Here is a 25,777-nt window from a genome sequence, read left to right on the forward strand (position 1 = left end):
TATTGAATCGTTATAGGCCTAGTTATAACAGCTCTCTTGTCAAAAATCATTGCTTAAAGTGATGATTCTTTGACAATTAACGCTGAGGTAGTTGTAAACATAATTCCATCATGGCTTTACGGTAAACATCACGTTTGAAGTTGACCACTTGACCCAATGGGTACCAGTAACTCACCCATTGCCATTCATCGAACTCGGGTGGGTCTGATAGGTTTAACTGAATATGATGGGGCGATGCCGTTAACTTCAGTAAAAACCATTTTTGCTTTTGTCCAATACATACCGGATCTGAATCTGACCGAATGTACCGATGTGGCAAACGATAACGCAGCCAACCTTTTGTTTGCGCTATAATTTGGACGTGTTCGGGCAATAAACCGACTTCTTCTCTCAGTTCACGAAAAAGTGCCTGCTCAGGGGTTTCACCAAATTGGATCCCTCCTTGTGGAAATTGCCAAGCATTGTGACCAATGCGCTTTGCCCATAAAACTTGTCCGTCATCGTTTGCCAAAATGATCCCGACGTTGGGTCGGAAACCTTCTGAGTCGATCATTTGGCTACCTAAATTTTGTCTATATCGTTGACTTTGATCTCGGGGACAGTCACTCTTCTTGTCCAACTCGAAAAAGGTCAAAGTAAAATGTTTAAAAATTGCTATGATCTTAACGAATTTCTATCGACTAGCGGAGATAGATTTACATTTTTTTTCTTAATTTTCAGTTTAAACGAGAAATTCTATGCAATTGGCTTTGTTTGATTTAGATCATACGCTGTTAAATACCGATTCTGACCATTCTTGGGGAGAGTTTTTGGTCAATGAGGCTTTGGTTGATCCAGTTCATCATCGTCAAATGAATGACAAGTTTTATGAAGACTATAAAGCGGGACAGCTTGACCCGATTGCCTATAATGAATTTGTATTCGAATTTCTGACCAAACACGACAATGCCTATTTAACTGAGTTACATCAGTTGTTTATGCAAAAGGTGATTCGTCCACAAATGCGCCCTAAAGGTTTTGAGGCGATTAAAAAACATCAAGATCTTGGTCATGCCATTGTCGGCATCACCGCCACCAGTGACTTTATTACCGCACCGATTTTCCGTGAATTTGGCATTACCGAGATTATAGCCACCAGTGCAGAAGTGGTGGATGGACAATATACGGGCAAGGTGACAGGGATTCCGTGTTATCAAAAAGGCAAGCTTGCGCGTCTGGATCAGTGGTTGGCTGGTCGCTCCGTGACCGAGTCATGGGCCTATTCTGATTCAATCAACGACCGTTTCTTGCTGGAATATGCCACCCATGCAATTGCGGTCAATCCAGATGACCGTTTAGAAAAGCTAGCGCAGGAACAGGCTTGGGACATTCAAGACTGGTCGATCTAAAGTTTTGATTTGCTGCCAAATATGTCCGGATGAAATGGAATATTTGGCAGTGTTCTAAATCGAATTAAAAAAATTATTATCGTATTCACTCAAATTATTGCTATAACACTACTGGATTTATAGGGGGTGTTATGCCAAAACAACAAATAAAATTACCAAAACAACTCTGGACCGCAGAGAGTATTGATCTCACACGACATCGTTATCAAGGCAAGCTATTGAGCAAAAGCGAAGGCTTTCAATTAGGTAAGACACAACGAAAAAAAGTTCCACGTGAAAACTTGGCTCAACTTTCAGTACGCCCCAAAGGTACCACGGCGTTAACACTTTATGATTGGAGCAATCAAGGACGCCTAGCACAATTACAGCCGATTCGTGCCAAGCGGATGAGTGTCTCGCCATTTACGTTCTATCGTGGAATGCCTGCATTGATGCTGTTTGACCAAGCATGGGAACAATACAATTCTGGCTTGTTTCAGCAAATTTGTGGCGATTGCCATTTAAGTAACTTTGGCGGTTTTGCCAGTCCTGAACGTAACCTGTTATTCGGTATCAATGACTTTGATGAGACCTTGGTTGCGCCATTTGAGTGGGATTTAAAACGTCTGGTGACCAGTTTTGTGATTGCGGCCAAAGACATTGGCTTGGGAGAGCGCAGTGGTTTAAAAGCCATTAAAACCATGCTGAATAGCTACCGCAAACACTTGCTTGAAAATATGGCCTTATCACCATTGCAAGTTTGGTATGAAAAGGTCGATGCCACGACTTTATTAGAGAACACGGAATGCCGAAAACTCAGGAAGAAACGCGCCAAGCATTTAGATTCAGCTCAAAAACGTAATGCGCATTCAGTATTACCAAAGCTCACTCAACAAGATGCTGAAACTGGGTTTAGACATTTTATTGATGATGCTCCTTTGCTGTGGCATCCCAAAGCCGATGAACCTTTTGCTCAGCAGGTCGATGAATTCTTTCTACGATATCGAGATTCATTGAAATTTGATCGACAGGTGTTGTTTGATCGTTATCAACGGACCGATGTAGCGCTGAAAGTGGTGGGGGTCGGTAGTGTCGGAACCCGTTCAGCGATTGCCTTATTTGAAGATGCAGACCGTGAACCATTGATTTTACAAATGAAAGAAGCCACCCCTTCAATTCTGAGTCCGCTATTTAAAGATAAGGTTGAGCATGAAGGCGAGCGAGTGATTCATGGACAGCAATTGATGCAAGCGGCTAGTGATATTTTCTTGGGCTTTTCCAGCTTACAACAAGATTTCCATGTGCGTCAGTTACGAGATATGAAAATTTCGGTTGATCTTACTGATATGGATGATGAATATTTTTATGAATATGCGGAAAGCTGTGGTCTCGCTTTAGCCCATGCACATGCCAAAGCCAGCAATGCGGATGTATTGATGGGATATTTAGGTGAAGGCAGTACCATCGTTGAAGTTTTACAGGATTATGCGACCCAGTCAGCTGAACGTAATTTCAATGACTATCAGCAATTTATGAATGCGGTAGCAGATGCTAAGATTCAGCTCGCTGGCGATGATGTCCTTTAATCATAGGCCTGTTAGAACAGATAGAAGAATAGTCTTGATTTGAGAGAAAAAGAGAAAAATGTTTAGTAAAATTATGTCAGGCTTGGGCCTGCAAGGTGTCACTGTTGAAACCCGTTTATTTAATTCGACTTTACAGGCAGGAGAGACGCTACGCGGTGAGATTAACTTTAAAGGTGGCTCAACCGATAAAGATATTAAAGGTCTGTATTTGCAACTGATGACCATGGCGGAGGTCGAGTCGGGTGATCATGAATTTAATCAACCGTTGGTTTTGGATCAGTGGTTAATCAGTTCTAATTTTTTATTGGCTGCACATCAATCACACCATGTTCCTTTTACCATGGAAATCCCGCATGAAACACCAATCACCGAAGTTGCTTGCCGCCGTAATGCAACACGGGTCTGGATCAATACCCGTCTGGATGTGGATTGGGGTGTAGACGCAACGGATCGTGATTATTTAAGAATCTTGCCAACACCCGCCATGCAAATGTTTTTACAAGCGATGCAGCAATGTGGATTTGTTTTGTCGACGGTGGATGTCGAAAAAGGGCAACTCACAGCGCATCACTTTAGATCGACGATTGGCTGCTACCAAGAACTAGAGTTTGTATCTTCAACTATGTTCAGTGGCTTTAATGAGGTTGAAGTGTCTTTTGTTGCTGAAGCGCATCAAACCCATGTCATGCTTGAGATTGACCGCCGTTTCCGCTCAGATCAATTATTGTCGATGACCATTCCGCATCATCTCTTAGATGTCGCTCAGATGACCCAGCAAATTCGCCGTTTATTGCAGATTGGATAAGTCTGCTTCAACCTCCCTTTGGGGAGGTTTTTTTGTCATATTACTGTCATCATTTATTTTTAAGATCAAACCATGAAAATAAAAATAAATCAGGAAGCTCAGACTTCCATCTTGCTCGATACATTATTGCAATTAAAACGACAACAACCGATGATCAAAATGCGATGGATCGCGCTCCCGATCTTGCTATTGATTTTGATGTACAGTTGGCAGCAACAGCTGTTTACTGCTTGGGTGATTTTGCCCTTTCTATGGTCAGTGATTGTGTTGAATCTTGCCTTGATTGCGCGTTCTAAATCTAAAAAATTACAAAAGATTGAGCAATTCAAATTCGATCCAGTTTTTTGGAATAAATTCAGATTCTATTATCCAGAACTGGGTCTAAAACAACGACAATTGATCGAAGCTGGATTTAAGGACTACTTGGCTTTGCATGTCATACAAAAACAGGCCTATGCCATGCCTTCACATGCCGTGGATAGCCTATGGCATGTCATGCTGGAATTTCCAAAACAGTATCAAGACTTGTGTGAACAGCTTATTGGTCGACAGCTCCATCATAACCCCTATGATGCGAGCACAACGTCCACACAGCAAACACAACAGTTATTCGCCGCGTGGCGGAACAGTTGCGGTTTACATGCCTATCAGCCAAGAAATACCACGCTATTACCGAGACTGTTTGCGATTGATCAAGCTTTAAATTGGCAGGATGGACAGTATTTTAATCTTGAATTGATGACCAAGGATTATGCGCAATACCTGCAAGCACAATCTTCGTCATCCTCGTCAAGCTGCAGCAGTAGCAGCAATAGCTGTAGTAGTTGCAGCAGTTGTGGTGGTGGTGGGGGAGACTAATCCTGAAATTAACCGACATGCATCATACGGATCAGTTCTTCAGCCGCTTTAGACTGAATTCGTGCAGGATGCCAAACCATACCCAGTTGACGTTGCATATCTAGTTTTAAATCGAGTTGTTTTAAATCCTGATTGACTAAGGTTTTTGGCAACACTGACCAGCCGAGACCAATCGAGACCAACATTCGAATGGATTCCAAGGGATTGTTGCTCATGGTGATTTTCGGTTTTAAGCCATTTCGTTCAAATTCAGACAAAGTGATTTGACTGGTATAGGTTTGTGCAGCAGGTAACAAACTTGGGTAGGCAATCAGGTCTTCAAGTTTGAGCTGGGGGTGTTGTGACAAAGGATGGAAGGGCGCAGCCACAAACACCAATGGATCATTCCAGATGGTCACATAATTCAGACGATCATCCCCAACGGGCGGTAGGGTTAAAAATGCCAGTTCCAGTTCACCGGCCAAAACCAGTTCATGGGCTTGTTCTGAATCGACAAAATGCACATCCAAGGTCACTTGAGGATAATGCTGCACAAAGTTCTTCAGCGGTTCAGCCAAATGATGTAAACCAATATGATGACTGGTGCCAATCTTTAAACGGCCTTGCACCTGCGCTTGTTCATGACTCAAGGTATGATGAATTTCCCCTAATTCATTCAGCCAAGTCCGGACTTTAGGTAATAGAGAATGTGCGGCATGAGTAGGTTGGATGCCCCGCCCGGCTGATTCAAACAGTTTGACCCCGAAGTAGTCTTCTAGGCTATGAATCCGCTTCGTGACTGCGGGTTGGGTAATAAATAATTGTTCTGCTGCGATAGAAATTGAACCGGTTTCCATGACTTTAACAAATGCTTCAAAAGCAGCGAGATTCATACAAAAGTATCCAAAGAAATTTTAAAGCTGTTGAGTATCTTTATTTAATTTAAATTCGAAATGATTCCAAATTTTCTCATGAAAGAAAAAAGCAAAGGCTTGTACTGTTGGTTCAAGCAAACTTAAGGTTGCTGCAATCCAAAAGTTTCCTGTAATCACATAAGCAACCATCATTGCCACACTAATATGTACAATATAATAACTTAAAGTTTTTTTAAAAGTTCGACGATTGTTATGTACAAATTTTTGAATACGAGTCATGGGAATGCCCTTAAGAAGCTCTATTAATGTAAATAATAATCATTATCGAATAAAATGTAAAAAAGAAATTTCAATTTAGGACGATTGGATTTATAAATCGTGAAATGATTCATTTAAATAAGTAGCTCAAAACCAGAGCACGTATGAAATGTGCTCAGCGAAGATGATTTAAAATTTTTTATTTAATGAGATGATCAGGATCTAAAATTTCAATTTATCATTCCAAAAAAGTTTGTTAATTTATAAAAATGATAAATTAGGTTTATGTGATGTGATTGCTATAATTAATCCAAGATGAAAATACTCAGACCAATGGCAAGCACGGTGGAGGGTGACGATATGGCTGGCAAGACTCAAACAGATAAAACTTTGTATGACAAGTTATAGGATGATCATTCAGTTAAGGGGGATTCTATCTGTATCAGGCTAACCCAAACGAGTGCTTTGGGCTAGCGTTAATATGAAATTTTAGATTGAGCTTAAAGCATTTGTTTTAAACTCGCTGATACAGGCATCTGCATGTGATTTAAGTGCGGCCTTTAATACAGCAGCATTATTTGCAATTAACTGGTCATAAGATGGTGAGTTCTCTTGGTCGTCTTGGTTTTTTGAACAACTGCTTTCAGCAAGGACTTTTTGATTCTTCGTATCAATCAATCTTAGTTTTGCAGCGTATAAAACTTTATAGTTATTCCAATCTGAAATGTAGTAAATAGACTGCCAGTGTGTGGTTTGGACGTCGAGTAAAAGATCTGCGCCTTTGTATTGTTCAGCAAGTGTCTTAACATTATTCGTTGTAGTTTTAGATGTGCTTGTTGTGATATTCGTTATCCCTAGCTGACTCTCTAGTGTTTTCGATAGCTCGTTAGCGATATAGATTGAGGGATCTTCTACCTGATTTTCGTTAATGATCTTGTTACCACTAGATATCTGAGCAGCCACTCCAAGAAGAGCAAACTGTACATTTAATGCTGTAGTTGCAAGGAAAGGTGGTTTCTCTCGTTTAGAGATAATCACGGATGTTGGATTTGATGCTTTTACAGCATTTATATTCAGTTTTTGGGTTTGGGTGCTTGCACATCCAGTTAATAGAGCTATAAAGATAAGAATAGATGGGAATATCACTTTCTGCATTGATTTTGTATCCTAAGGTGTGAGTTATTTTATATATTTGTGAAATATTATATAAAATTAGTTATTTTGCGGATAGCTATTTTATGAATTATTCAAAAGGTATTCGTATCTTATAAAGTACATTAAGTTTATCAAGGGAATTGAAAATCATTCCTAAAAGTTTGTTAATTTATAAAAATGATAAATTAGATTTATGTGAAGCGATTGCTATAATCAATTTAAGATCAAAAATACCCAGACCAATGGCAAGCACGATGGAGGGCGACGACATGGCAGGCAAGACTTTATATGACAAATTATGGGATGACCATTTAGTAAAACAACGCGATGATGGTTCGAGCTTAATTTATATCGACCGCCATTTATTACATGAAGTGACCAGCCCTCAGGCTTTCGAAGGCTTACAGCTTGCCGATCGCCAACCTTGGCGTTTAAGTGCTAACGTTGCAACACCTGACCATAACGTACCAACCTCTAAAAAAGAGCGTGAACAGGGCATCGCAGGGATTGAAGATGATACCTCTCGTATTCAGGTACAAACCTTAGATGACAACTGTAAAAGCTTTAATATCGTTGAGTTCGGGATTAATGATATCCGTCAAGGTATTGCCCATGTCGTTGGCCCAGAACAAGGTTTAACTTTGCCGGGAATGACCGTGGTCTGTGGTGACTCGCATACAGCGACACATGGTGCTTTTGGCTGTTTGGCACATGGTATCGGGACGTCGGAAGTAGAACATGTATTGGCAACGCAGTGTTTGGTACAGAAGAAGTCGAAAAACATGTTGGTGCGTGTTGATGGCGTATTAGGTACTGGTGTCACTTCAAAAGATGTGGTGTTAGCTATTATTGGCAAAATTGGGACCGCAGGCGGTACAGGTTATGCCATTGAGTTTGGTGGTCAAGTGTTCCGTGATATGTCGATTGAAGGTCGTATGACCGTATGTAATATGGCAATTGAAGCGGGTGCTCGTGTGGGTATGGTTGCAGTCGATGATAAAACTATTGCCTATGTCAAAGATCGTAACTATGCACCAAAAGGTGAACAGTGGGATCAAGCGGTTGAATACTGGAATACCTTACATTCAGACGAAGATGCCGTATTTGATGCGGTGGTGGTTTTGAATGGTGCAGAGATTGAGCCACAAGTGTCTTGGGGAACTTCTCCTGAAATGGTGATTCCTGTTTCACAAGCAGTACCGACTTTAGAACAAGCCAAAGATGATGTACAACGCAATGACTGGACCCGTGCTTATCAATATATGGGCTTAACTGCAGGTCAAGCTTTGGCTGATATTCAGTTAGACCGCGTTTTCATTGGCTCATGCACCAACTCGCGGATTGAAGATATTCGTGCTGCTGCAGATGTGGTGAAGGGACGTAAGGTTGCGTCGAGCATCAAACAGGCGATGATCGTGCCAGGTTCGGGCTTGGTGAAACAGCAAGCCGAACAAGAAGGTTTAGATCAAATCTTCTTGGCAGCAGGTTTTGAATGGCGCGAACCAGGTTGTTCGATGTGCTTAGCAATGAATGCAGATAAATTACAGCCGGGCGAGCATTGTGCTTCGACCTCAAACCGTAATTTTGAAGGTCGTCAAGGTAACGGCGGACGTACCCATTTGGTCAGCCCAGCGATGGCAGCCGCAGCCGCGATTGCAGGTCATTTTGTTGATGTTCGTTCATTCTAAAGGAGCACAAGCATGGAAAAATATACTGTAGAGCAAGGTATTGTTGGGCCTTTAGATCGTGCCAATGTCGATACCGATTTAATCATTCCAAAACAGTTTTTAAAGTCGATTAAACGTACAGGGTTTGGCGATAACTTATTTGATGAATTGCGTTATTTGGATGAAGGTTATTTAGGTCAAGATATTAGTAAACGCCCAAAGAATCCTGACTTCGTGTTAAATCAACCGCGTTATCAAGGTTCAAGTATTTTATTGGCACGGACCAATTTTGGTTGTGGCTCTAGCCGTGAGCATGCGCCGTGGGCATTGAATGAATATGGTTTCCGTACCGTCATTGCGCCAAGCTTTGCTGATATTTTCTTTAATAACTGTTTTAAAAATGGCATGTTACCTGTGATTTTATCTGAACAGGTGGTGGATCAGTTATTTAAGGAATGTGCTGAGAATGAGGGCTATCAGTTAACAATTGATTTAGAGGCTCAGGAAGTTCGAACCCCAACGGGTGAAGCATTTAAATTTGAAATTGATCCATTCCGTAAGCACTGTTTATTGAATGGTTTGGATGATATCGGTTTAACTTTACAAGTGGCAGATGATATTCGTGCTTTTGAAGCAAAGGCGAAACAAGCACGTCCATGGGTGTTTCAAGAGATCCAAGCCTAGGTTTGGATCAGGGAAATTACATTAGGTTTTAGACATTTTTAACATAGGCATAGCGCAGAGATTGAACTCTTGTTAACATGCTAGCGGATAATATTTTGCTTACATGTTACAAGACATGAGGACTGGGCTTGAATAATGAAAAGAAGACTCGCTCGCAGTATTTTACTGTGTCTAGGCGCTGTTACGACTTTGACTGCGTGTCAAAATGCACCCAATGTGGTGGATCAAGTTCGTATTGCACAGAACACATTGGAAAGTAAGGCGGACAACACAACTTTATATTGTTCAGGTGTTGAGAATTGTGAGTTTGAACGTATTGGTGATATCGATGTCATTGATGCAAAGACTCATCGGATTAGCCAAAAGGCAATGGAACGCGGTATTGTACGCTTACATGGCTCAGTATTTAGCCGCAAACAGCAGGTCTATTTAAGTGTGCCAGCCAAGCAATACGAAGTCGTGATTCGCTTCTATCCTATTTCTCCTGACCGTTCCGAAACTTTCCATGTGATTCATGCATTTAAACCGCATGTGCGCTATACCTTTAAAATGTACCGAGATCGAACACGTCGTTCAGGTAGTTTGCTTAATGTTTCCGTACCTGATCCATTGTGTGTGGATTTACAGCAAGAGCAACACACCATTCGCCGTTTCTGCCGTCCATTTGACGTCAGTACAGGTTTAGGTGAGTTTGTTGAGAAAAAGGTTTAATTGGCTCGCAGTGTTATCGCTGCACATAGGAAAATTGGAAGAAGAATAGATGTCTAAGCATATTTTAATTTTAGCGGGTGATGGCATTGGTCCTGAAATCGTAGCTGCTGCTGAAAAGGTTTTAACCAAGGTCAATGATAAATTTAATTTAGCTTTGACATGGGAACATGGTTTGCTTGGTGGTTCTGCAATTGATACACATGGCGAACCCTATCCTGCTGTGACCAGCGAACAGGCGAAAAAAGCCGATGCGATTTTATTGGGTGCGGTTGGTGGTCCGAAGTGGGATAGCATTGAGCGTTCAATCCGTCCCGAACGCGGTTTGTTAAAAATTCGTAGTGAACTCAATCTATTTGCCAATTTACGCCCTGCGATTTTGTATCCACAATTGGCGGATGCATCGAGCTTAAAACCTGAAATCGTTGCTGGCCTTGATATTCTGATTGTTCGTGAATTAACGGGGGGGATCTATTTTGGTCAACCACGTGGTATTCGTGAACTCGAAAATGGTGAGAAACAAGGCTATAACACTGACGTCTATTCAGAAAGTGAAATCAAACGTATCGCCAAAGTCGCTTTTGAGTTGGCTGGATTGCGTGGTGGCAAGGTTTGTTCGGTGGATAAGGCCAACGTTCTTGAAGTAACCGAGTTGTGGAAGCAAACCGTCACTGACTTACAGCAAGCACAGTATTCAAATATCCAGTTATCGCATATGTATGTGGATAATGCGGCAATGCAATTGGTGCGTGCACCAAAGCAATTTGATGTCATCGTCACAGGCAATTTATTTGGTGATATCTTGTCTGATGAAGCAGCGATGTTGACCGGTTCGATTGGGATGTTGCCATCGGCGTCTTTAGATGAAAATGGCAAAGGCATGTATGAACCATGTCATGGTTCTGCGCCAGATATCGCAGGTCAAAATATTGCCAATCCATTGGCGACGGTACTTTCAGTGGCGATGATGTTGCGCTATACCTTCCGTGAGGAAGCGGCTGCAAAAGCGATTGAAGATGCGGTCGGTCAAGTTTTAGACCAAGGTTTACGTACCGCCGATATTATGTCTGAAGGCATGAACAAAGTCGGGACAGATGCGATGGGTGAAGCTGTGGTTGCAGCATTAAACTAAGCACTGAAGTCTATAAAAAAACGCAGCAATAGCTGCGTTTTTTTATTGCTTTGATTAGCAGGCTTTACCTTCATAACGAATAGATCGTGCGATTTGTTGCTGATCAAGCTCAAAAATAATATGGCATTTTAAGTTCAGATCATAAGCACTGCCTGCATTGCCAGCACTTTGAATCGGAATATTCTGAGCGCCAAGTTCGGTTGATTGTGCTATCGGAATTGGGATACGGATAGGACGAATCACGGTATAAATCAGTTGATTATTTTGCTTAACTGGTCGGGCTAATGTTTGGAAACCTAAGGGTTTTAAGTCGAGCTGTTGCTGGATGGTGTTCGCAGATTGCCCAATAAACGGCTTTAGATAGTCGGGCAGGCTTATATTTGGCTGCTTTGATGTCGCACAAGCTTGTAAACCGAGAAGTGTACAGAACAACAGATACTTATAATTTTTCATTATGATCATCCTTTATCTTTTTGATCTTTTTTTATTCAATGGCAAAAGTGCAGGAGTGTCGAGAGCATTTCTGTGAATTGCTAAAAAGATACAATCTTGTCTACTTTTGGGCAATGTTCAAGCCCAGAAAAATATGCTTAGATAATGATGATAATTAAGCGATTTGGACAACTTCATGCGCAAAATAATATTTGGCTTGATCTGTGGGGCAATGGCAACTTTGAGCTATGCTGATAACTGCGAAAATGCCCGTAATACTTATGATGATATCTACTGCACCAATAAAATTTTTGCTAGTGCAGATGCTGATTTAAATAAAAACTATCAGCAATTACGCAAACAACTGAGTGATACACAACAAAAAATTTTGAAAAAATCACAACTGGCGTGGATTCGCCATCGTGATGCAGAGTGTAGTGATGACTCCAAAAGTACTGTTTATGTGCAATGCCAATTGAATGCAACGCAAGAACGCAACAACTGGTTGCAAGAGCGTATCCGTGAATGTCAGACAGTGGGCTGTAAAACGACACGCCTGAGTGAATAAACGTTCGCATGAGCAATAAAAAAAGCCACATAATGTGGCTTTTTTGCATTCACTAATCTGACTTAGCGTGCACGATAAGTGATACGACCCTTCGTCAAATCATAAGGCGTCATTTCAACTTTAACACTGTCACCTGTCAAAATACGAATATAGTGTTTACGCATTTTACCAGAAATGTGAGCAATAACTTCGTGACCGTTTTCTAAACGTACACGGAACATCGTATTAGGAAGCGTTTCGGTGACAACGCCTTCGAACTCAATGAGTTCCTCTTTATTGGCCATAGCCTACCTGAGATCAAATTGGGAAGGCGCAAATTATAGTCAATTTATTTAAAATTTACAAGATCAAGTCGGTGAGAGGCTGTCAGATATTAACCGAAAGAAACTGTCAGACAATCTTGGAATTTTTTTAACAAAATAAGCAGAATATTGTTGTCAGTTTGGTCAATCAACGTTAATCTAAAATTGTTGTTCATTGTCATAATAACGTATCTACAGGGAAGGGCACTGCGTGGGTCAGCTAACAGATGCATCAGTTGTATTGCGCTTTGGTTATCAGGCAATTCGTAAAGCAGGATTACCAACTGAAGAGATTTTAACAAAGGCCGGTGTAGCATTAAATCAGGTGGATACCAATGCAAGAACGCCGTTAAGTGCACAAAATGCATTTTGGATTGCTGCACAGGATGTCAGTAATGATCCTGATATTGGGCTACATCTGGGTGAGCATTTACCGTTATATCGTGGTCAAGTCATTGAACATCTCTTTATCAGCAGTGAAACCTTTGGCGAAGGCTTGAAGCGTGCTTTGGCCTATCAACGTCTGATCAGTGATGCTTTTGACGCCAAACTGGTGATTGAAGATGGTCGCTGCTATTTAAGCAATGGCGAACAGTATTGGCCAGATAATTTAGTTAACCGTCATTTCTCTGAATGTGCCATGTCAGGCATTTTACGTTTCTTTAAATTTATTACTGAAGGTCAGTTTCACCCAATTTATATTGATTTTAACTTCAATGAGGGTGCTGCTGATGACGAATACTTTAGAGTCTATGGTTGTCCAGTGAGCCTGGGGCAAAAAGAAACCCGTCTTTATTTTGATGCCGCTGTACTGGATTATCCGTTATGGCAAGCAGAACCTGAGTTATTGCAATTGCATGAGCAATTGGCGATTGAAAAATTACAAGAACTAGCACGTTATGATTTAGTGGGTGAAGTGCGCCGTGCCATTGGTTCAACTCTTGAAAGTGGTGAAACCACATTGGAGACAGTGGCGGCACAGTTGAATATCACGCCACGTCGTTTAAGAACCCAGCTCAGCGAAGCCAATACCAGCTTCCAGCAAATTCTTTCGGATTATCGTTGCCGTTTAGCGAAAAAGCTATTAGCAAATACCAATGAAAGTGTAGAACGTATTGTGTATTTAACGGGTTTCTCTGAACCAAGTACCTTCTATCGCGCCTTTAAGCGCTGGACCAATGAAACGCCTGTTGAATATCGCAAGCGTAAACAACGTTAATTGGTTGCAAATAAAAAAGGCCTTATCACAGTGATAAGGCCTTTTATTATTCAGCTAAATTCAACCAGTGTGGCCCTAAAGGTAGCTGAGGTAAGTCAAATTCATCAGGATAATAAGACTGAATAAAATATAAACCATCAGGTGGCGCGGTAATACCTGCAGCGGTACGATCTTCTGCGGCAAACATGGTATCAATATGGTCGATTTCATACAGACCTTGCCCAATTTCAAGCAGGCAGCCCATGATATTACGCACCATATGGTGCAAGAAGCCATCTGCCTGAATGTCTAAGACCAGATAGCGCCCATGTTCAAATAAGCGGCAGTGTTTTACATGGCGTACTGGCTGATTGGATTGACAGGCTGCAGCGCGGAAAGTTTCAAAATTATGCGTACCCTCAAATTTTGCTGCCGCGGCAATCATCTTTTGCACATCAAGGGTTTGATAAAGATGGGTGACCTGCTTATGTAGTAAGGCTGGGCGAGTCGGAGCGTTATACACCACATAGCGATAACGGCGAGCCACTGCTTTAAAGCGTGCATGAAAATTTTCATCCATGCATTTAATCCATTGGATTGAAATATCTTTGGGCAGTTGACTGTTGGCGCCACGAATCCAGCCTTGCTCTGGGCGAATAGCCTCAGTGTCGAAATGCGCCACCATATTGGTCGCATGTACGCCTGCGTCAGTTCGGCCAGCACCATGTAACATAATCGGTTGATTAGCAATACGACTTAGCACTTTTTCTAGGGTTTCCTGAACAGTGATAACGCCAGCCTGTTGGGTTTGCCAACCACGGTATTGAGTACCGCAAAATTCAATACCGATTGCATAACGTTGCATGTTCTAACCTCAGAATTAATGTTGATGCCAATGTTCGAACCACTGTTCGTGGGTCGGATATTTTAAATACATTTGCAAGACTTTTGCATATAAATCGGCATGGCTATGACAATCATTGACTAAAACTTTGGCGGATTGAATCCATGAACTGACAGCATAGCGTTGGTCAATTTGCCCAAAGGTCACTTGCGTACTAATAATCGGCAAACATTGTTTCTGATAAAGTTGTTCAAAAATTGCCAGAATTTCATCATTCACAGCAATATTGCCAGTACCAAAGCCTTGTAGAATCAAAAAATCGGGTGGGCTAAGCAGAAGATTGTTTAACTGCAAAATAAATTGTTGTTTCGCAATCGGCTGCAACATCAAATTCAAGACACTGAGTTGAGCGGCTTGATCAATCTGTTGATTTTGGACAATAAGCGCATCTGCAGTGGTGTCACAGCGCTGGTCTGCTTTGATGCCAACAAAAGCATCTAATTCAGTGGTATGGGCTTTTAAAGTACTTTGTGCATGAAAGACTTGCTCATGGAAGGCAAGATAAACACCACTCGGTAAGGCAAGCACTTGCTCCAGTGCTAAATACAGATTACCAATTGCATCGGTGAATTCACGGGTATCGTTGCCTTCAATATTCAATAATGGGTATTGGCTGCCCGTAATGATGGCATGGCAAGAATGGCCTAAAAAACGTGCCAGTGTTGCAGCAGCATAGCTTAAGGTGTCTGTCCCATGAATGATGACAAAATGCTGAAAGCCATTGAGTTGTAATTGTTGGATTTGTTGTACCAATTGCAACCAATCGGTTGCGGTACAGGCACTGCTGTCTTTAATGCTGGGCGCAGCAAAACATTCAACCTGTAAATGTGCTGGAATCACCTTCGCTAATAAAGGCAAAAAATCCTGTTCAGGCATTGGCATCAAGGGTTCGCCAATACAACCAAACGTCCCACCCATATAAATTAAAGCGATTGTTTTCATCATAAAAAAAGCAGTCTGAGAGACTGCTTATATTAGACTGATCAAATTCAGGAAGCTATTTTATTCAGTAAATTTTCTGAACGTTGCTGTTGTTCTGCATTGAATGCCTGATTGTTTTTTAACAACTCACGGGCAGAATCATAGGCACCTAGTTCAATATACTGCTCTGCAAGCTCTAAATTCAGTTGGGCTTCATCAAGCTGTTGTAGATCAGGGAAAGACTGTACCAATGGGTCATGAATCGCAATCGTTGCTGATGGTGCAGTAACAGGAGCGATCGGCTCAGGTGGTGTTTCAACTGCGGCAGGTTCAGCAACATCAAATGAAAACGCTGCGGTTTCAAGTGACGTAGGTTGTTCAGTTTTTGCTACTGTAGGTTCAAAGTTAAAATCTAGGCTTGGTGCCGTTTCTTCTACAGGTGCTTTTTCTTCAATCGGTTGAGATGCAACTTCTAAGTTGGCAAAGTTAAAGTCAAGTGCTGGTTTTGCTTCTTCAACTTTTGTTTCTTCAATACTTGGCGGCGTTGTTGGTTCTAAGTTAAATGAAAACTCAAGTGGAGGCTGTTCTTTGCTCTCAGGTGCTTCAACTGGGGCAGGTGCAGCTTCAGGAGTTGGCTTCTGCTCAAACGAGAAATTAAAGTCTAAAGGCTGAATTTCAGGCGCTGCCTCTACAGGTTTGGTTTCTTCTGCAGGTGCTGCATATTCAGACTGCAAGTCATCAAATGATTGTGCTGCTGGGGCTTGAACCAGTGCATCAAAGTCCGCAACATTATTTTGAATTTGAGGCTCAGCAGCTGCAGATGGTTGCTGAAAATGATGAGATGCTAAATTAAAATCAATGGAATCAGGTTGTTTGTTTTGTTCGTATTCACGATGTTTAGCTTCAGCTGCTTGTGCAATATCTTCAAGTTTCAAGGCATGAATATGTTTGATCAATTGATCAATTGCCAAATCATCTTTTTGCTTTAAATGAATATCAAGTAAATACAGATACAGTTCGTGTTGAGCGTTATCTTGCTTTAGGGCCTGATTGATTTGTGCTTCGGCAGACTGGAAATTACCGTTTTGAATTTGTTGTTCAAGTTTCTGGCGCAAACTTTCAGAAATTTCAGTCGTGGTTGGAGGGGCATATTCCTGTTCCTCACGGACTAATGTGGTTCGTGAAGCAGATCGTGTCGCTGCTTTTTTTGCCGTTTTGCTGGCACCTTTTTTCGGTGCAGCATTGGCTTGATTGCTTTCACGTTTTTTTAAAACGATGGCGACAATCAGTACAATGACCAGCAGTACAATGATTATAGTTGACATGATCTATACCCCTTAAAGATAGAGCCGCTTTTATGCAAATTTATGAGAATATTCTCGCAACCTAGCGTGTTGGCTTTTTAGTGTCCTGTTGCGCTTTCAACTGATCTTGCAGTTCGGCAAGCCGTGCATTTAACAGCTGAATACGTTGTTCCTTGTGACGTAGTGCCAATTCTAACTGTGTTACGTTTCTTTGTAATGTAACGGTTTTTTCTCGTGCTGTCATAACTTTTAATGATAAGTCAGCACTGGTTTTTTGCTGTAATGTGTCTTTCTTGGCACTTCCTGTACTGGAATCTTGATGACTTTCAGCCACCAGAGACATTTCAGCTTGTTGCAAACGATATTTCGTTTTTCCTGTGGTCGGACGTTGTGTTTGCACCGCAATTTGCTGGGTATTTTTATTTTGCTGTACCGACGTTGCTGTAAGATTAAAGTTTAAATGAGAGCCTTGTCTGAGTCGATTGGCATTTCCCCCAATAAAGGCGTGTTCATTTTGTGCTTTAATCTGATTCATGACCTGAGCAACAGGCTGTTGTGTTTGTCCCGCAATCCGTTGCGCAATACTCCATAAAGATTCATTGCGTTGCACCAAATGCTGTTGAGGTTTGTCATTGCTTGGCGCTGAGTTTGTAGCAGGCTTTTTCTTGGTGGTCTGAACCGTTTCTTGAACCTGTTCCTGTGTTTTAGTTTTTTCTTTGGTTTCGGTCGGTTTAAGCTCAGCTACTTTTAATTCCTCATCCAATGCCGCATTTTGCTTAGTGCTGGTCGTCGCATTCGCAGTTTGAGCATCTTCCTGTTTCATTGGAGTTGCCGCTAGCGGCTGTTTTACAGTATCAGCGACGGGTGTTACGGGCTGTGATGGGGGAGCAGCAGTGGTTACAGCCTCTACTTTAACTGGTGCAGCAATTGCAACTGCACTGGCGGCTGTTGCTGTCGAATTTGGTTTTGATGTTTCTAAGACAGGTGGCAGCGTAAAAGGTGCATTCAACAGCGTTTCTTGTTTTAAATTCTGTGGCTGAGGATTTGGATTCGCAACATTAAAGCGGGTACTTTCAGGTAGGTTTAAAGCGATATCTTTTTCACTGACAATAAATTTGGGTGTCAATGATTGTTCATTGGCATTCTTTGCGATCGGTGCTTTGGCAATTTGACGCATTGGTTGGCGAATATGCTTTAGATGAGATGCACCGTCTTCCTGAATTTTTAAAATAATATTTAGCTCAGCATCCGTTATTGGACGGGATGAAGTAATGACGATAACCCCTTCACCTTGGTTATTTCGACGGGTAAAAAAATTCAGGCTGGATGGTGGCTGGTGTGCCGCGCCAAGCATTAGTAAATCTTCAGGCGTTGCTAAACTCACATCTAATTTGGAGTTGGCATCTGCCTGATGAAAGCTCATTTCTGCATACAAAAGTTCGCCGGGTGCAGACTGGATTTGAATTGGATCAAGTGTAATTGCATAAAGGTGTTGCGAAGAAATGATGGCTAAAATGGCAATTTTTAATTTGTTATAAACAGTCATCTCGATCCATGAAAAAGTGATGTTATCGTCTGGAAAAAGTATACATTACCGTGATGTAAATGAATTGTAAATTATTCATCGTTCATCGCAAGAAAAAAGCCGATCAAATGTGATCGGCTTTTGATTTTTAGGGATTTTTGCTTAGGCGTTCTTATATTCAACTAGAATACGGAGCATACGACGTAATGGCTCAGCAGCGCCCCAAAGTAATTGGTCACCTACAGTAAATGCGCCGAGGTATTCTTTACCCATATTCAGTTTACGTAAACGGCCGACAGGAACAGTTAAAGTCCCTGTAACTGCAACTGGAGTCAGATCAGTCATTGACGCTTCGCGTGTATTCGGAACTACTTTTGCCCATTGGCTTGAGTTGCGAATCATGTCTTCGATTTCATCAAGTGGCACATCTTTTTTCAGTTTCAATGTGATTGCTTGAGAGTGGCAACGCATTGCACCAATACGTACACAGTGGCCATCAATCGGCACAATTTGCTGGTTACCTAAAATCTTGTTGGTTTCAACCTGACCTTTCCATTCTTCTTTCGATTGACCGCTTTCGAGTTGTTTGTCGATATACGGAATCAATGAACCCGCCAATGGCACGCCAAAGTTTGCTTTCGGGAAGCCTTCGCCACGCTGTAATTCTGCGATTTGACGGTCAATATCAAGAATTGCAGATTTAGGGTCATCCAATAATGCTTGAGTATTGTTATACAAATAACCCATGCCCGTGATCAGCTCACGCATGTTCTGCGCACCCGCACCAGACGCTGCTTGATAGGTCATTGAAGTCGCCCATTCCACTAAATTATTTTGGAACAGTGAACCTAAGCCCATCAACATCAATGAAACGGTACAGTTACCGCCAACGAAAGTTTTAGTCCCGTTGACCAAACCATCTTTGATCACGTTTAAGTTGACTGGATCAAGCACGATGATTGCATCATCTGCCATACGCAGTGTAGATGCAGCATCAATCCAGTAACCATTCCAGCCTTCAGCTTTCAGTTTAGGGAAAACTTCAGAGGTATAATCACCACCTTGGCAGGTTAAAATGACATCCATTTGCTTCAGACTGTTAATGTCTGTTGCATCCATAAGTGCTGGGGCAGTCTTACCACCAAATGAAGGTGCTTCGCCACCTGCATTACTGGTAGAGAAATAGAATGGCTCGATATGAGCAAAATCATTCTCTTCAACCATACGTTGCATCAGGACAGAACCAACCATCCCACGCCAACCGACCAGACCTACTTTCATGTCATTGTGCCTCGGTATGTAAAAAAATTTAAAGGGGTTTGAGTGTATCAAAAGTGCCCACAACTGCAAGCTTTACTGAAATAAAACAGTGCGTTTATTGAGTGGAATATCTTGTTTATATTAGATAGAAAATTGATAAAGCGGAAACTTTATTGTAAATCTATGCTACCCCAAAGAGAAAAATGAACATGATATGGATTCAGATTTGCGCAGCGCTGGTGATATGGCTTTCATTTTGGTCTTTGATCCCCAGAGATGAATGGTGGTTTCGGGGTGCAGACTTTCCGAGATTACAAATATTGGCACTGGGCATCATCACATTTTTTGCGATGTTATTTGTGCTTTCCGAGTGGAGTTTGAGCACTGAACTGCTCTTTCTTGGCTTAGTGGCGGCGATTGCTTATCAGCTTAAAATGGTGTTGCCTTATACCCCGTTATGGCGCAAGCAAGTCAAAAAAGTCAAAAAGGCGCAATTGAATCCAGAGCAGCAAATTTCCTTATTGGTTGCGAATGTGCTCACGCCTAATCATCAGTATCATCTATTACTTGAACAGATTGAAATTTTAAAACCAGATTTGGTGCTCACATTGGAGTCAAATGCGGAATGGCAGCAAGCGCTGAGTCCAATTGAAGCAGATTATCCGTTTCGTGTTGCCGTGCCTTTAGAAAATTTGTACGGCATGCATTTATATAGCCGTTTAGCCTTAAATGATACCGAAGTTAAATTTATTCTAAGTGATGAAATTCCATCAATTCATACCGCGGTGACATTACCTTCAGGCGTACAAGTGCAGTTGTATTGTTTACATCCTAAACCACCGAGTCCAACCGAGGCCAAGGACTCGACTTTAAGAGATGCGGAGTTGCTGATTGTGGGGGATCAGATTAAAGATATTGATCAGAGCTGTATCGTCATGGGAGATTTAAATGACGTCGCATGGTCAAGAACAACGCGGTTATTTCAGCGTATCAGTGGTTTACTTGATCCTCGAGTCGGGCGCTATTTTATGAATACTTTTCATGCAGATTATCCTCTTTTAAGATGGTCGCTGGATCATATCTTTCATAGTACCGATTTTGGTCTGGTCGATATGAAACGCCTGCCGCATATTGGTTCAGATCATTTTCCTGTGTATGTGGTCTTACAAACAGGACGGGTGTTCGAACAGCAGCAGCAAGCGTTAGAGCAAACCGCAGAGGATGAACAAGAAGCGCAAGAAGCGATACAAGAGGGTATTGAAAAGGCTGAGCAAGAAGAAAAAGCAGTGACTGATTCTTTAGCTCAACCGCATAAGCAACGAATGTAAAACTGATGTTAGCTGAGAGAGACTTGTACAATGGCTTAATTTTAAAGTTTAACTAATTAATGTACGTTATTTCGTACATGGATTTAAGTCTGCAACGAATAGTACGGAATCGGTAAAAGGTTTATTCTAAATACATCAGCACAAGGACGCAGGAATGGATTTCCGCTTAAGGATAGCGACGCTGAGATGGAAAAGTCATCATGGATATGATGCATGCGATGGACGCAGGATAATAAAAGTAGTTTGAAAGCACAACCTCATTTGCCCGAGTTTTGCAGGATGCAGAACTCGGGCTTTAATTTTTTAAATTCTTATTCTGGTTTTTCTCCCTTTGGGATCTCTGGCAGAGTCTCGGTTGGTTGATCTGACGTTTCAATGACTTTTACAATTCGACGTTTATGAATAGGGATTGTGATTTTAGCTGCATCACATTTTTCCCATGCGGTATTTGCTGTTGGTAATTCGGTTTGGTAAAAGGCGTTGTAATTTACTACGAAAGGAAGCTCTGTTTCTGCAAAGGTGAGATCAAGTTCATAGCGACGAGTTTCAAATGGACGTAAAACTTGTAATTCATCTTGATCTGCGTCGCACCTGAGAGATTGACCCTCGAATAATACATTTTGGCCAATTTGATATTCAATAGGTCGACAAAGCGGTATCAATTGATAGATATAATTGGGTGTCGTGTTCTTAATTTCAATTTGTAGTGGTGTGGTCTTAAGGGATTGAATTCGACCTGTAGGCAATGTCTGTTTGGTCCCTGAGTCGATTAAACGCAGACTTCGTTGAATGCCGAAACAAGTATCTTGTGCTTCATGAGGAATCGTTACCACATATTCATAGGCTTCATCTTTATCGCCTGTAGATGGATTAGAGTTCCCACCATTGCCACCACCGCCTGGTAGAGGTTTTTGTGTACCAGATCCACTGCCACCTAAACTCACATTCGCGACTGAAAAATTTTCGCCACATGCAGTTAAGCTAAGCACTGAAATGAGAGAAACGAGAGGGCACAATAAGCTTCTCATGGTTATTTATCCTTAAAAATATAAGGCACTTGTAGTTTTATTTGGGTATCGTACTGGTAAACGCCAAATCGGAATTGATAATGTGCATCAGCTTTTTCTTGGTCTTGATCACAATGATGAATCGCGGCATTTAAGAGTTGTTTTGCCATGTCTTGCCACAGTTCGATACTCAACTCTCGAAGTGCTTCAACCGATTGAGCCGTTAATTTTTCGGCATGCACGGCTTGTTCAAGATGGGTAAATGGTTTTTCACTAATAAAATTATCAATCCCTGCGGCCAAATGATCGCTAAGGTTCGCAGAGAACAGTGCTTTGCTCTCTTGCATTTGATTATCTGGGGTAAAGCTATGTTGTTGTAACATGACATCTTGATCGATTTGCACAACCACACCTAAGCGTTGTAGTTCAAACAAAATCGAGCGCGGATGCTTTTCTGTTGAAATATGCTTGACTAAGGCTTCAAAACTATTTTCTTCACCAGAAACAGGAATTTGAGTTGGAAGATCAAGTGCAATCCAGCGGGCAATGACACGGGCAGGAACACTAATGGCGAAATTTGGTGTTTCTGTGGCAGTTTGATTAGCTTGCTGCCTAAAACTGCTGACATCTTTTCGATGCAGTCCAGATAATAAACTGACTGCTGAATCAGTCTTGTTCTGCTTGATTCGATCTAATTCAAGCAAGGCTTGCTCGTAAAAAATCGGTTTGAGTGCCGCCACGAAATCGGTATAGCCGACACCTGAATGAATTAACCAACGTGCGATATGTTGCATCATCGGATAAATGCTATCCAAGGTGGTTTCTGCATCTTGCGGAATAACACCTTGTGCATTTAATGCAGATGAGGTTGTGTTTAGGATGGCTTGGTCTGTTGGTTTTACCATTAAAGCACCTTAAGAACAGATTCGGTATAGGTCATTCGTTGACATGGTTTAATGCCCACTTGGAGATGGAAAGGATTCAGCTCCAGCATTATCAATATTAAAATGAGTAAAGGAAACGCTGATAGAGATATCCAAACTCTCGACACAGTGCCACCAGCCCAGTGGAATGAACAAGGTTTCACCCTCATTGAGAATACATTCGATTTTGCTGCTATGGGCAAAATCAGGGAATGACTCAAGGAGATCAGGACGATGAGGATCGGCAATTTTACTAAACACAGCCACATCATTATAGAGATGTGGTGTTTGCATTGCAGGAATCAGGGTGACTTTTTTCCGTCCATAAATTTGCACTAAAAAGTTATTGGTTAAGTCATGATGTAGCGGGGTAAAAGCGCCTTTGGGACCAAACCAGATGAAACTACGATCATAAACTTGAGCATGGTCAGTATAGCCATGAAAATGACCAATATCTTGAAACAATACGGCCAAACTGGATTGGCTGGCCTTGGCATTGTTGGCGGTCATATAAAAATTATTGGAATGTTCAGTTTTTTCAATTAAATCAACAAAATCATTCATCTGCATTTTGGTTTTATGTTGAATCGAGTTACGTTCAAATAAAGGATCTTGTTCACGATTAAACTGGGCTTCAATTTCCTGCATACCGACAGTCTGTTTGAAATATTGCGGTGACCATTTGTGTAAGGCGGGCCAATGCTGGATGGCATCGGTCAGAATAATAGGCAGGTTTCGGCTGTAATAATGTTGAATAAAATCAGGAAACTCCGGTTTTGAAATTCGCTTGATTTGCTGATAATCAGGATTCAAACGGGCAAAATGATCGAGAGTGTTGAGTAACCAATTGCGTTTTTTGAGTAGGAAATGCTGCTCTTGAGCAATTTGAAAATAAGGATGTTGTTTTAACTGGACCCATTCGAGGGCAATATCAATTTCACTTAAGCCTTGTTTCACTAATGAATAATAAATTTCGGCTTTGCTTAAACCATCAAGTACTGCTTGAGCCAGCCATTTCTTTTGTTCTGGCGTAAATGTACTGCTGAGTTGAGTTTGTTTTTCTGTTGCGATTTTCTCAAGTACTGCGTAATGCTGTTCTTCAGCTTGTATTGGCACAGAAAAATCTTGATTCAGATCAATCAATCCTTCTCGTAACAAGATGTTAGCCAAGTCGACTGGGTTACAGCCACGATCTAAATTTTCTTCTAGCCATGCACGCCATTCTTTCGATAAGGCACTAAATTGTTTTGCTAGGCTTGCTTGTGTATCCATACATTCCAACCATCCATAAAAAATGATTTTGACCTTTCGTTATTAATTTACGCATAAACATATTTGCACTCAAGTATAAAAGTGTTAAATTTTCACATACACAAATATGTGAAAAAATCACACAGAGGGTGATGCAATGAAAAATATATGGACACAATTAGCACTGAGCGTAACCTGCGCAATCTTGGTAGGTTGTGGATCTGATAACGATTCAGATTCAACCCCGACTCCAACGCCAACACCGACCCCGACTCCAACGCCGACCCCAACACCGACCCCGACTCCAACGCCGACTCCGACACCAACGCCGACTCCGACACCAACCCCAACGCCGACACCGACACCAACTCCAACGCCGACACCGACACCAACCCCAGTCGTGGCTGATCGCTTTGTGGGTTCATGGTTAGGAGGTTTTTGCTTTGAAGGACGCCGTTCAAATTTAACAGTGCATAAGACTTCCGCGAATAGTGTTCGCTTTACCACCGAAACACGTCAGTTTGAAAAAGAGGATTGCACAGGTGCTGTGATTAAAAATTACGATGTTGCTTCCGATGATGCGTTGATTACCGAGATCGCTCCGACAGAAACTAGCGGTACAACGACAGCGAATCGAGTGAAATATACGGATAGATACCGTAATGGAAGCGCATGGGCTTATGCTTTTAAGGGTAATGGGATGTGTGCCGTGAATGAAACGGCAACGATCAAAGATATTCAAGCCTATATGGACGCAGTCGACCCATCGAAAACCGTGACCTGTTATACCCGTACCAATGTCGAAGGCTATAGCTTATTAAAACCGACTGTGAGTAAAGCCACCGCAAGTTATCGTCTACTCGATAATCAAAGTTCTTGGACGAACTTCTTGGCGCAAGCCAATACGCAAGGTAGTCAAGGTTTTGCTTTGGCAGCTACGTCTTTGGATGTAAAAAAAGCCAATAGTGACTTCCCTGAACCTAAAAACTTATATGTGAAAAATAATGCTTCAACTGATACTTATAGCTATAAAATTGTAGATGTAAAAACCAATGTCGTCGCCAATGTCTATTTATTCTGGTTAGCGGAAATTAAAAAGCAAGGTGCGCTCGGCTTTGCGTATAAGTCTTCTTTAGGTGAAGAGCCAAGCAATACCTATAAATATTTATTTGTTAAAAACGATAAAAAGTCAGCAACTTATAATTATGACAATCGCTTTATTGTGAGTGGTAATGCAAACCGAACCAATATTATGGCAGCCTTTAATGAACTTGGAGCGCAAGGTTGTAAATTGATTTATGCAGGCAGTACTTTTACCAATAATGGTGCTAGCAATGGGACTTTTTATGTGCCGACCTGTGTGAATAGCAGTACCCATAATGGAACTTATAGTTATCGTTATTTTGAGATGCCAAAAACAGAGGCAGGGTTCTATGATGACAACCCAACTAAGCTTGATTTGCTACTGAAGCAACAAGCGGCTGAGGGTTATCATTTGATTGATAAGGACAATGCGATTGCATTCTTTAACACCAAAGGTTATTTATTTGAACGTGATAGCGTTAGTACGACGAGCATTGAATCAAAAGTCTTTAAAGAAGATGCGATTTATAAGCTTGATCTTCCGAGTGAGATTCAAAACCGTTTACAAGATCAAGGCAATTTAGGCTGGTTTATTAATGTCAAATTGGGTTCAGTGTATAGCAATACCCCAACCTATTTTGATTTAAATACTGGGGTGATTTTCCCGAATTAATTGTTGTTATTGCTTTAGAAAAGA

At 41.5% G+C, this 25,777-nt stretch carries 26 protein-coding genes; 12 read left to right on the plus strand and 14 right to left on the minus strand.

Annotated features, from left to right (window positions below; genetic code table 11):
- Positions 1 to 76: 76 nt before the first annotated feature.
- Positions 77 to 553: an RNA pyrophosphohydrolase gene (locus NG55_RS14815; RefSeq protein WP_004656060.1), complete on the minus strand. Its 477-nt coding sequence runs from the start codon at positions 551 to 553 to the stop codon at positions 77 to 79.
- Positions 554 to 737: 184 nt separating this feature from the next.
- Here NG55_RS14815 and NG55_RS14820 point away from each other — a divergent pair, with 184 nt between their 5' ends.
- From NG55_RS14820 to NG55_RS14835, 4 genes are all read left to right on the plus strand, one after another.
- Positions 738 to 1,388: an HAD family hydrolase gene (locus NG55_RS14820; protein WP_065343680.1), complete on the plus strand. Its 651-nt coding sequence runs from the start codon at positions 738 to 740 to the stop codon at positions 1,386 to 1,388.
- Positions 1,389 to 1,519: 131 nt separating this feature from the next.
- Positions 1,520 to 2,953 carry a DUF2252 domain-containing protein gene (locus NG55_RS14825; protein WP_065343681.1) on the plus strand — a complete coding sequence of 478 codons (1,434 nt, stop codon included), beginning with the start codon at positions 1,520 to 1,522 and terminating at the stop codon, positions 2,951 to 2,953.
- Positions 2,954 to 3,011: 58 nt separating this feature from the next.
- Positions 3,012 to 3,758 (plus strand): sporulation protein, encoded by a 747-nt coding sequence (locus NG55_RS14830; protein ID WP_016542407.1) that lies wholly within the window; start codon positions 3,012 to 3,014, stop codon positions 3,756 to 3,758.
- Between the two features lie 72 nt (positions 3,759 to 3,830).
- Positions 3,831 to 4,616 carry a glycine-rich domain-containing protein gene (locus NG55_RS14835; protein WP_065343682.1) on the plus strand — a complete coding sequence of 262 codons (786 nt, stop codon included), beginning with the start codon at positions 3,831 to 3,833 and terminating at the stop codon, positions 4,614 to 4,616.
- Between the two features lie 8 nt (positions 4,617 to 4,624).
- On the opposite strand, the gene NG55_RS14840 is transcribed toward NG55_RS14835, so the two are convergent.
- The 3 genes from NG55_RS14840 to NG55_RS14850 form a co-directional block, all read right to left on the minus strand.
- A complete protein-coding gene (locus NG55_RS14840; protein ID WP_016542409.1) occupies positions 4,625 to 5,488 on the minus strand; it encodes a LysR family transcriptional regulator in 864 nt (287 codons plus the stop codon).
- Between the two features lie 21 nt (positions 5,489 to 5,509).
- Positions 5,510 to 5,749 carry a DUF2061 domain-containing protein gene (locus NG55_RS14845; protein WP_016660478.1) on the minus strand — a complete coding sequence of 80 codons (240 nt, stop codon included), beginning with the start codon at positions 5,747 to 5,749 and terminating at the stop codon, positions 5,510 to 5,512.
- Positions 5,750 to 6,217: 468 nt separating this feature from the next.
- Entirely contained in the window at positions 6,218 to 6,883 is a 666-nt protein-coding gene (locus NG55_RS14850; protein WP_228704190.1) for a hypothetical protein, read from the minus strand.
- 269 nt (positions 6,884 to 7,152) lie between these two features.
- Between NG55_RS14850 and leuC the strand changes: the two genes are divergently transcribed.
- The 4 genes from leuC to leuB all read left to right on the plus strand — a co-directional run bounded on the left by leuC (position 7,153) and on the right by leuB (position 11,074).
- On the plus strand, positions 7,153 to 8,571 hold the full coding sequence (gene leuC, locus NG55_RS14855) for a 3-isopropylmalate dehydratase large subunit (RefSeq protein ID WP_016542412.1): 1,419 nt from the start codon (positions 7,153 to 7,155) through the stop codon (positions 8,569 to 8,571).
- A gap of 12 nt (positions 8,572 to 8,583) precedes the next feature.
- Positions 8,584 to 9,234 carry a 3-isopropylmalate dehydratase small subunit gene (gene leuD / locus NG55_RS14860; protein ID WP_016542413.1) on the plus strand — a complete coding sequence of 217 codons (651 nt, stop codon included), beginning with the start codon at positions 8,584 to 8,586 and terminating at the stop codon, positions 9,232 to 9,234.
- Between the two features lie 135 nt (positions 9,235 to 9,369).
- The gene (locus tag NG55_RS14865; protein WP_004656044.1) at positions 9,370 to 9,945 is read left to right on the plus strand and encodes a hypothetical protein; all 576 of its coding nucleotides are present in this window, start codon (positions 9,370 to 9,372) and stop codon (positions 9,943 to 9,945) included.
- A gap of 49 nt (positions 9,946 to 9,994) precedes the next feature.
- Positions 9,995 to 11,074 (plus strand): 3-isopropylmalate dehydrogenase, encoded by a 1,080-nt coding sequence (gene leuB, locus NG55_RS14870; RefSeq protein WP_016542414.1) that lies wholly within the window; start codon positions 9,995 to 9,997, stop codon positions 11,072 to 11,074.
- A 54-nt stretch (positions 11,075 to 11,128) separates the two neighbouring features.
- Here leuB and NG55_RS14875 read toward each other — a convergent pair whose 3' ends face one another.
- Complete coding sequence (locus tag NG55_RS14875; protein ID WP_065343683.1) at positions 11,129 to 11,527, minus strand: hypothetical protein; 399 nt, start codon at positions 11,525 to 11,527, stop codon at positions 11,129 to 11,131.
- 175 nt (positions 11,528 to 11,702) lie between these two features.
- On the opposite strand from NG55_RS14875, the gene NG55_RS14880 reads away from it, so the two are divergent.
- Positions 11,703 to 12,074, plus strand: coding sequence for a lysozyme inhibitor LprI family protein (locus NG55_RS14880; protein WP_004656039.1), 372 nt, complete (start codon positions 11,703 to 11,705; stop codon positions 12,072 to 12,074).
- A 62-nt stretch (positions 12,075 to 12,136) separates the two neighbouring features.
- On the opposite strand, the gene infA is transcribed toward NG55_RS14880, so the two are convergent.
- Complete coding sequence (gene infA, locus NG55_RS14885; protein ID WP_001284370.1) at positions 12,137 to 12,358, minus strand: translation initiation factor IF-1; 222 nt, start codon at positions 12,356 to 12,358, stop codon at positions 12,137 to 12,139.
- A 229-nt stretch (positions 12,359 to 12,587) separates the two neighbouring features.
- On the opposite strand from infA, the gene NG55_RS14890 reads away from it, so the two are divergent.
- The gene (locus NG55_RS14890) at positions 12,588 to 13,595 is read left to right on the plus strand and encodes an AraC family transcriptional regulator (protein ID WP_004656037.1); all 1,008 of its coding nucleotides are present in this window, start codon (positions 12,588 to 12,590) and stop codon (positions 13,593 to 13,595) included.
- A gap of 46 nt (positions 13,596 to 13,641) precedes the next feature.
- Here the strand turns inward: NG55_RS14890 and truA are convergent, their stop codons facing one another.
- The 5 genes from truA to asd all read right to left on the minus strand — a co-directional run bounded on the left by truA (position 13,642) and on the right by asd (position 19,509).
- The gene (truA, locus tag NG55_RS14895; protein ID WP_016542416.1) at positions 13,642 to 14,439 is read right to left on the minus strand and encodes a tRNA pseudouridine(38-40) synthase TruA; all 798 of its coding nucleotides are present in this window, start codon (positions 14,437 to 14,439) and stop codon (positions 13,642 to 13,644) included.
- A 15-nt stretch (positions 14,440 to 14,454) separates the two neighbouring features.
- A complete protein-coding gene (locus tag NG55_RS14900; protein ID WP_171257985.1) occupies positions 14,455 to 15,423 on the minus strand; it encodes an asparaginase domain-containing protein in 969 nt (322 codons plus the stop codon).
- Positions 15,424 to 15,467: 44 nt separating this feature from the next.
- The gene (locus tag NG55_RS14905) at positions 15,468 to 16,724 is read right to left on the minus strand and encodes a FimV domain-containing protein (protein ID WP_065343684.1); all 1,257 of its coding nucleotides are present in this window, start codon (positions 16,722 to 16,724) and stop codon (positions 15,468 to 15,470) included.
- Positions 16,725 to 16,785: 61 nt separating this feature from the next.
- Positions 16,786 to 18,249 carry a FimV/HubP-related protein gene (locus NG55_RS14910; protein WP_065343685.1) on the minus strand — a complete coding sequence of 488 codons (1,464 nt, stop codon included), beginning with the start codon at positions 18,247 to 18,249 and terminating at the stop codon, positions 16,786 to 16,788.
- Between the two features lie 141 nt (positions 18,250 to 18,390).
- Positions 18,391 to 19,509, minus strand: coding sequence for an aspartate-semialdehyde dehydrogenase (gene asd / locus NG55_RS14915; RefSeq protein WP_016542420.1), 1,119 nt, complete (start codon positions 19,507 to 19,509; stop codon positions 18,391 to 18,393).
- A 188-nt stretch (positions 19,510 to 19,697) separates the two neighbouring features.
- Here asd and NG55_RS14920 point away from each other — a divergent pair, with 188 nt between their 5' ends.
- On the plus strand, positions 19,698 to 20,816 hold the full coding sequence (locus tag NG55_RS14920; RefSeq protein ID WP_016542421.1) for an endonuclease/exonuclease/phosphatase family protein: 1,119 nt from the start codon (positions 19,698 to 19,700) through the stop codon (positions 20,814 to 20,816).
- 311 nt (positions 20,817 to 21,127) lie between these two features.
- On the opposite strand, the gene NG55_RS14925 is transcribed toward NG55_RS14920, so the two are convergent.
- The 3 genes from NG55_RS14925 to NG55_RS14935 are packed head-to-tail and all read right to left on the minus strand — an operon-like array spanning position 21,128 to position 24,018.
- A complete protein-coding gene (locus NG55_RS14925) occupies positions 21,128 to 21,844 on the minus strand; it encodes a hypothetical protein (protein ID WP_065343686.1) in 717 nt (238 codons plus the stop codon).
- Between the two features lie 2 nt (positions 21,845 to 21,846).
- Complete coding sequence (locus tag NG55_RS14930; RefSeq protein ID WP_065343687.1) at positions 21,847 to 22,728, minus strand: DUF6502 family protein; 882 nt, start codon at positions 22,726 to 22,728, stop codon at positions 21,847 to 21,849.
- A gap of 48 nt (positions 22,729 to 22,776) precedes the next feature.
- Positions 22,777 to 24,018: a cupin-like domain-containing protein gene (locus tag NG55_RS14935; protein ID WP_016542424.1), complete on the minus strand. Its 1,242-nt coding sequence runs from the start codon at positions 24,016 to 24,018 to the stop codon at positions 22,777 to 22,779.
- A 136-nt stretch (positions 24,019 to 24,154) separates the two neighbouring features.
- Between NG55_RS14935 and NG55_RS14940 the strand changes: the two genes are divergently transcribed.
- On the plus strand, positions 24,155 to 25,753 hold the full coding sequence (locus NG55_RS14940; RefSeq protein ID WP_065343688.1) for a PT dipeptide repeat lipoprotein: 1,599 nt from the start codon (positions 24,155 to 24,157) through the stop codon (positions 25,751 to 25,753).
- The last annotated feature ends 24 nt before the right edge of the window (positions 25,754 to 25,777 follow it).

Origin of the sequence: Acinetobacter gyllenbergii (genome assembly GCF_001682515.1) — a bacterium.
Taxonomy (GTDB): domain Bacteria; phylum Pseudomonadota; class Gammaproteobacteria; order Pseudomonadales; family Moraxellaceae; genus Acinetobacter; species Acinetobacter gyllenbergii.

Coding starts and splice junctions, on each gene's coding strand:
- NG55_RS14940 (WP_065343688.1), top strand. CDS start 24,155: ATGAAAAATATATGGACACAATTAGCACTGAGCGTAACCTGCGCAATC.
- NG55_RS14905 (WP_065343684.1), bottom strand. CDS start 16,724: ATGTCAACTATAATCATTGTACTGCTGGTCATTGTACTGATTGTCGCC.
- NG55_RS14880 (WP_004656039.1), top strand. CDS start 11,703: ATGCGCAAAATAATATTTGGCTTGATCTGTGGGGCAATGGCAACTTTG.
- NG55_RS14815 (WP_004656060.1), bottom strand. CDS start 553: ATGATCGACTCAGAAGGTTTCCGACCCAACGTCGGGATCATTTTGGCA.
- leuD (WP_016542413.1), top strand. CDS start 8,584: ATGGAAAAATATACTGTAGAGCAAGGTATTGTTGGGCCTTTAGATCGT.
- leuC (WP_016542412.1), top strand. CDS start 7,153: ATGGCAGGCAAGACTTTATATGACAAATTATGGGATGACCATTTAGTA.
- asd (WP_016542420.1), bottom strand. CDS start 19,509: ATGAAAGTAGGTCTGGTCGGTTGGCGTGGGATGGTTGGTTCTGTCCTG.
- NG55_RS14840 (WP_016542409.1), bottom strand. CDS start 5,488: ATGAATCTCGCTGCTTTTGAAGCATTTGTTAAAGTCATGGAAACCGGT.
- NG55_RS14920 (WP_016542421.1), top strand. CDS start 19,698: ATGATATGGATTCAGATTTGCGCAGCGCTGGTGATATGGCTTTCATTT.
- NG55_RS14825 (WP_065343681.1), top strand. CDS start 1,520: ATGCCAAAACAACAAATAAAATTACCAAAACAACTCTGGACCGCAGAG.
- NG55_RS14850 (WP_228704190.1), bottom strand. CDS start 6,883: ATGCAGAAAGTGATATTCCCATCTATTCTTATCTTTATAGCTCTATTA.
- NG55_RS14845 (WP_016660478.1), bottom strand. CDS start 5,749: ATGACTCGTATTCAAAAATTTGTACATAACAATCGTCGAACTTTTAAA.
- NG55_RS14900 (WP_171257985.1), bottom strand. CDS start 15,423: ATGATGAAAACAATCGCTTTAATTTATATGGGTGGGACGTTTGGTTGT.
- NG55_RS14820 (WP_065343680.1), top strand. CDS start 738: ATGCAATTGGCTTTGTTTGATTTAGATCATACGCTGTTAAATACCGAT.
- NG55_RS14875 (WP_065343683.1), bottom strand. CDS start 11,527: ATGAAAAATTATAAGTATCTGTTGTTCTGTACACTTCTCGGTTTACAA.
- NG55_RS14935 (WP_016542424.1), bottom strand. CDS start 24,018: ATGGATACACAAGCAAGCCTAGCAAAACAATTTAGTGCCTTATCGAAA.
- leuB (WP_016542414.1), top strand. CDS start 9,995: ATGTCTAAGCATATTTTAATTTTAGCGGGTGATGGCATTGGTCCTGAA.
- NG55_RS14925 (WP_065343686.1), bottom strand. CDS start 21,844: ATGAGAAGCTTATTGTGCCCTCTCGTTTCTCTCATTTCAGTGCTTAGC.
- NG55_RS14930 (WP_065343687.1), bottom strand. CDS start 22,728: ATGGTAAAACCAACAGACCAAGCCATCCTAAACACAACCTCATCTGCA.
- truA (WP_016542416.1), bottom strand. CDS start 14,439: ATGCAACGTTATGCAATCGGTATTGAATTTTGCGGTACTCAATACCGT.
- infA (WP_001284370.1), bottom strand. CDS start 12,358: ATGGCCAATAAAGAGGAACTCATTGAGTTCGAAGGCGTTGTCACCGAA.
- NG55_RS14865 (WP_004656044.1), top strand. CDS start 9,370: ATGAAAAGAAGACTCGCTCGCAGTATTTTACTGTGTCTAGGCGCTGTT.
- NG55_RS14835 (WP_065343682.1), top strand. CDS start 3,831: ATGAAAATAAAAATAAATCAGGAAGCTCAGACTTCCATCTTGCTCGAT.
- NG55_RS14910 (WP_065343685.1), bottom strand. CDS start 18,249: ATGACTGTTTATAACAAATTAAAAATTGCCATTTTAGCCATCATTTCT.
- NG55_RS14830 (WP_016542407.1), top strand. CDS start 3,012: ATGTTTAGTAAAATTATGTCAGGCTTGGGCCTGCAAGGTGTCACTGTT.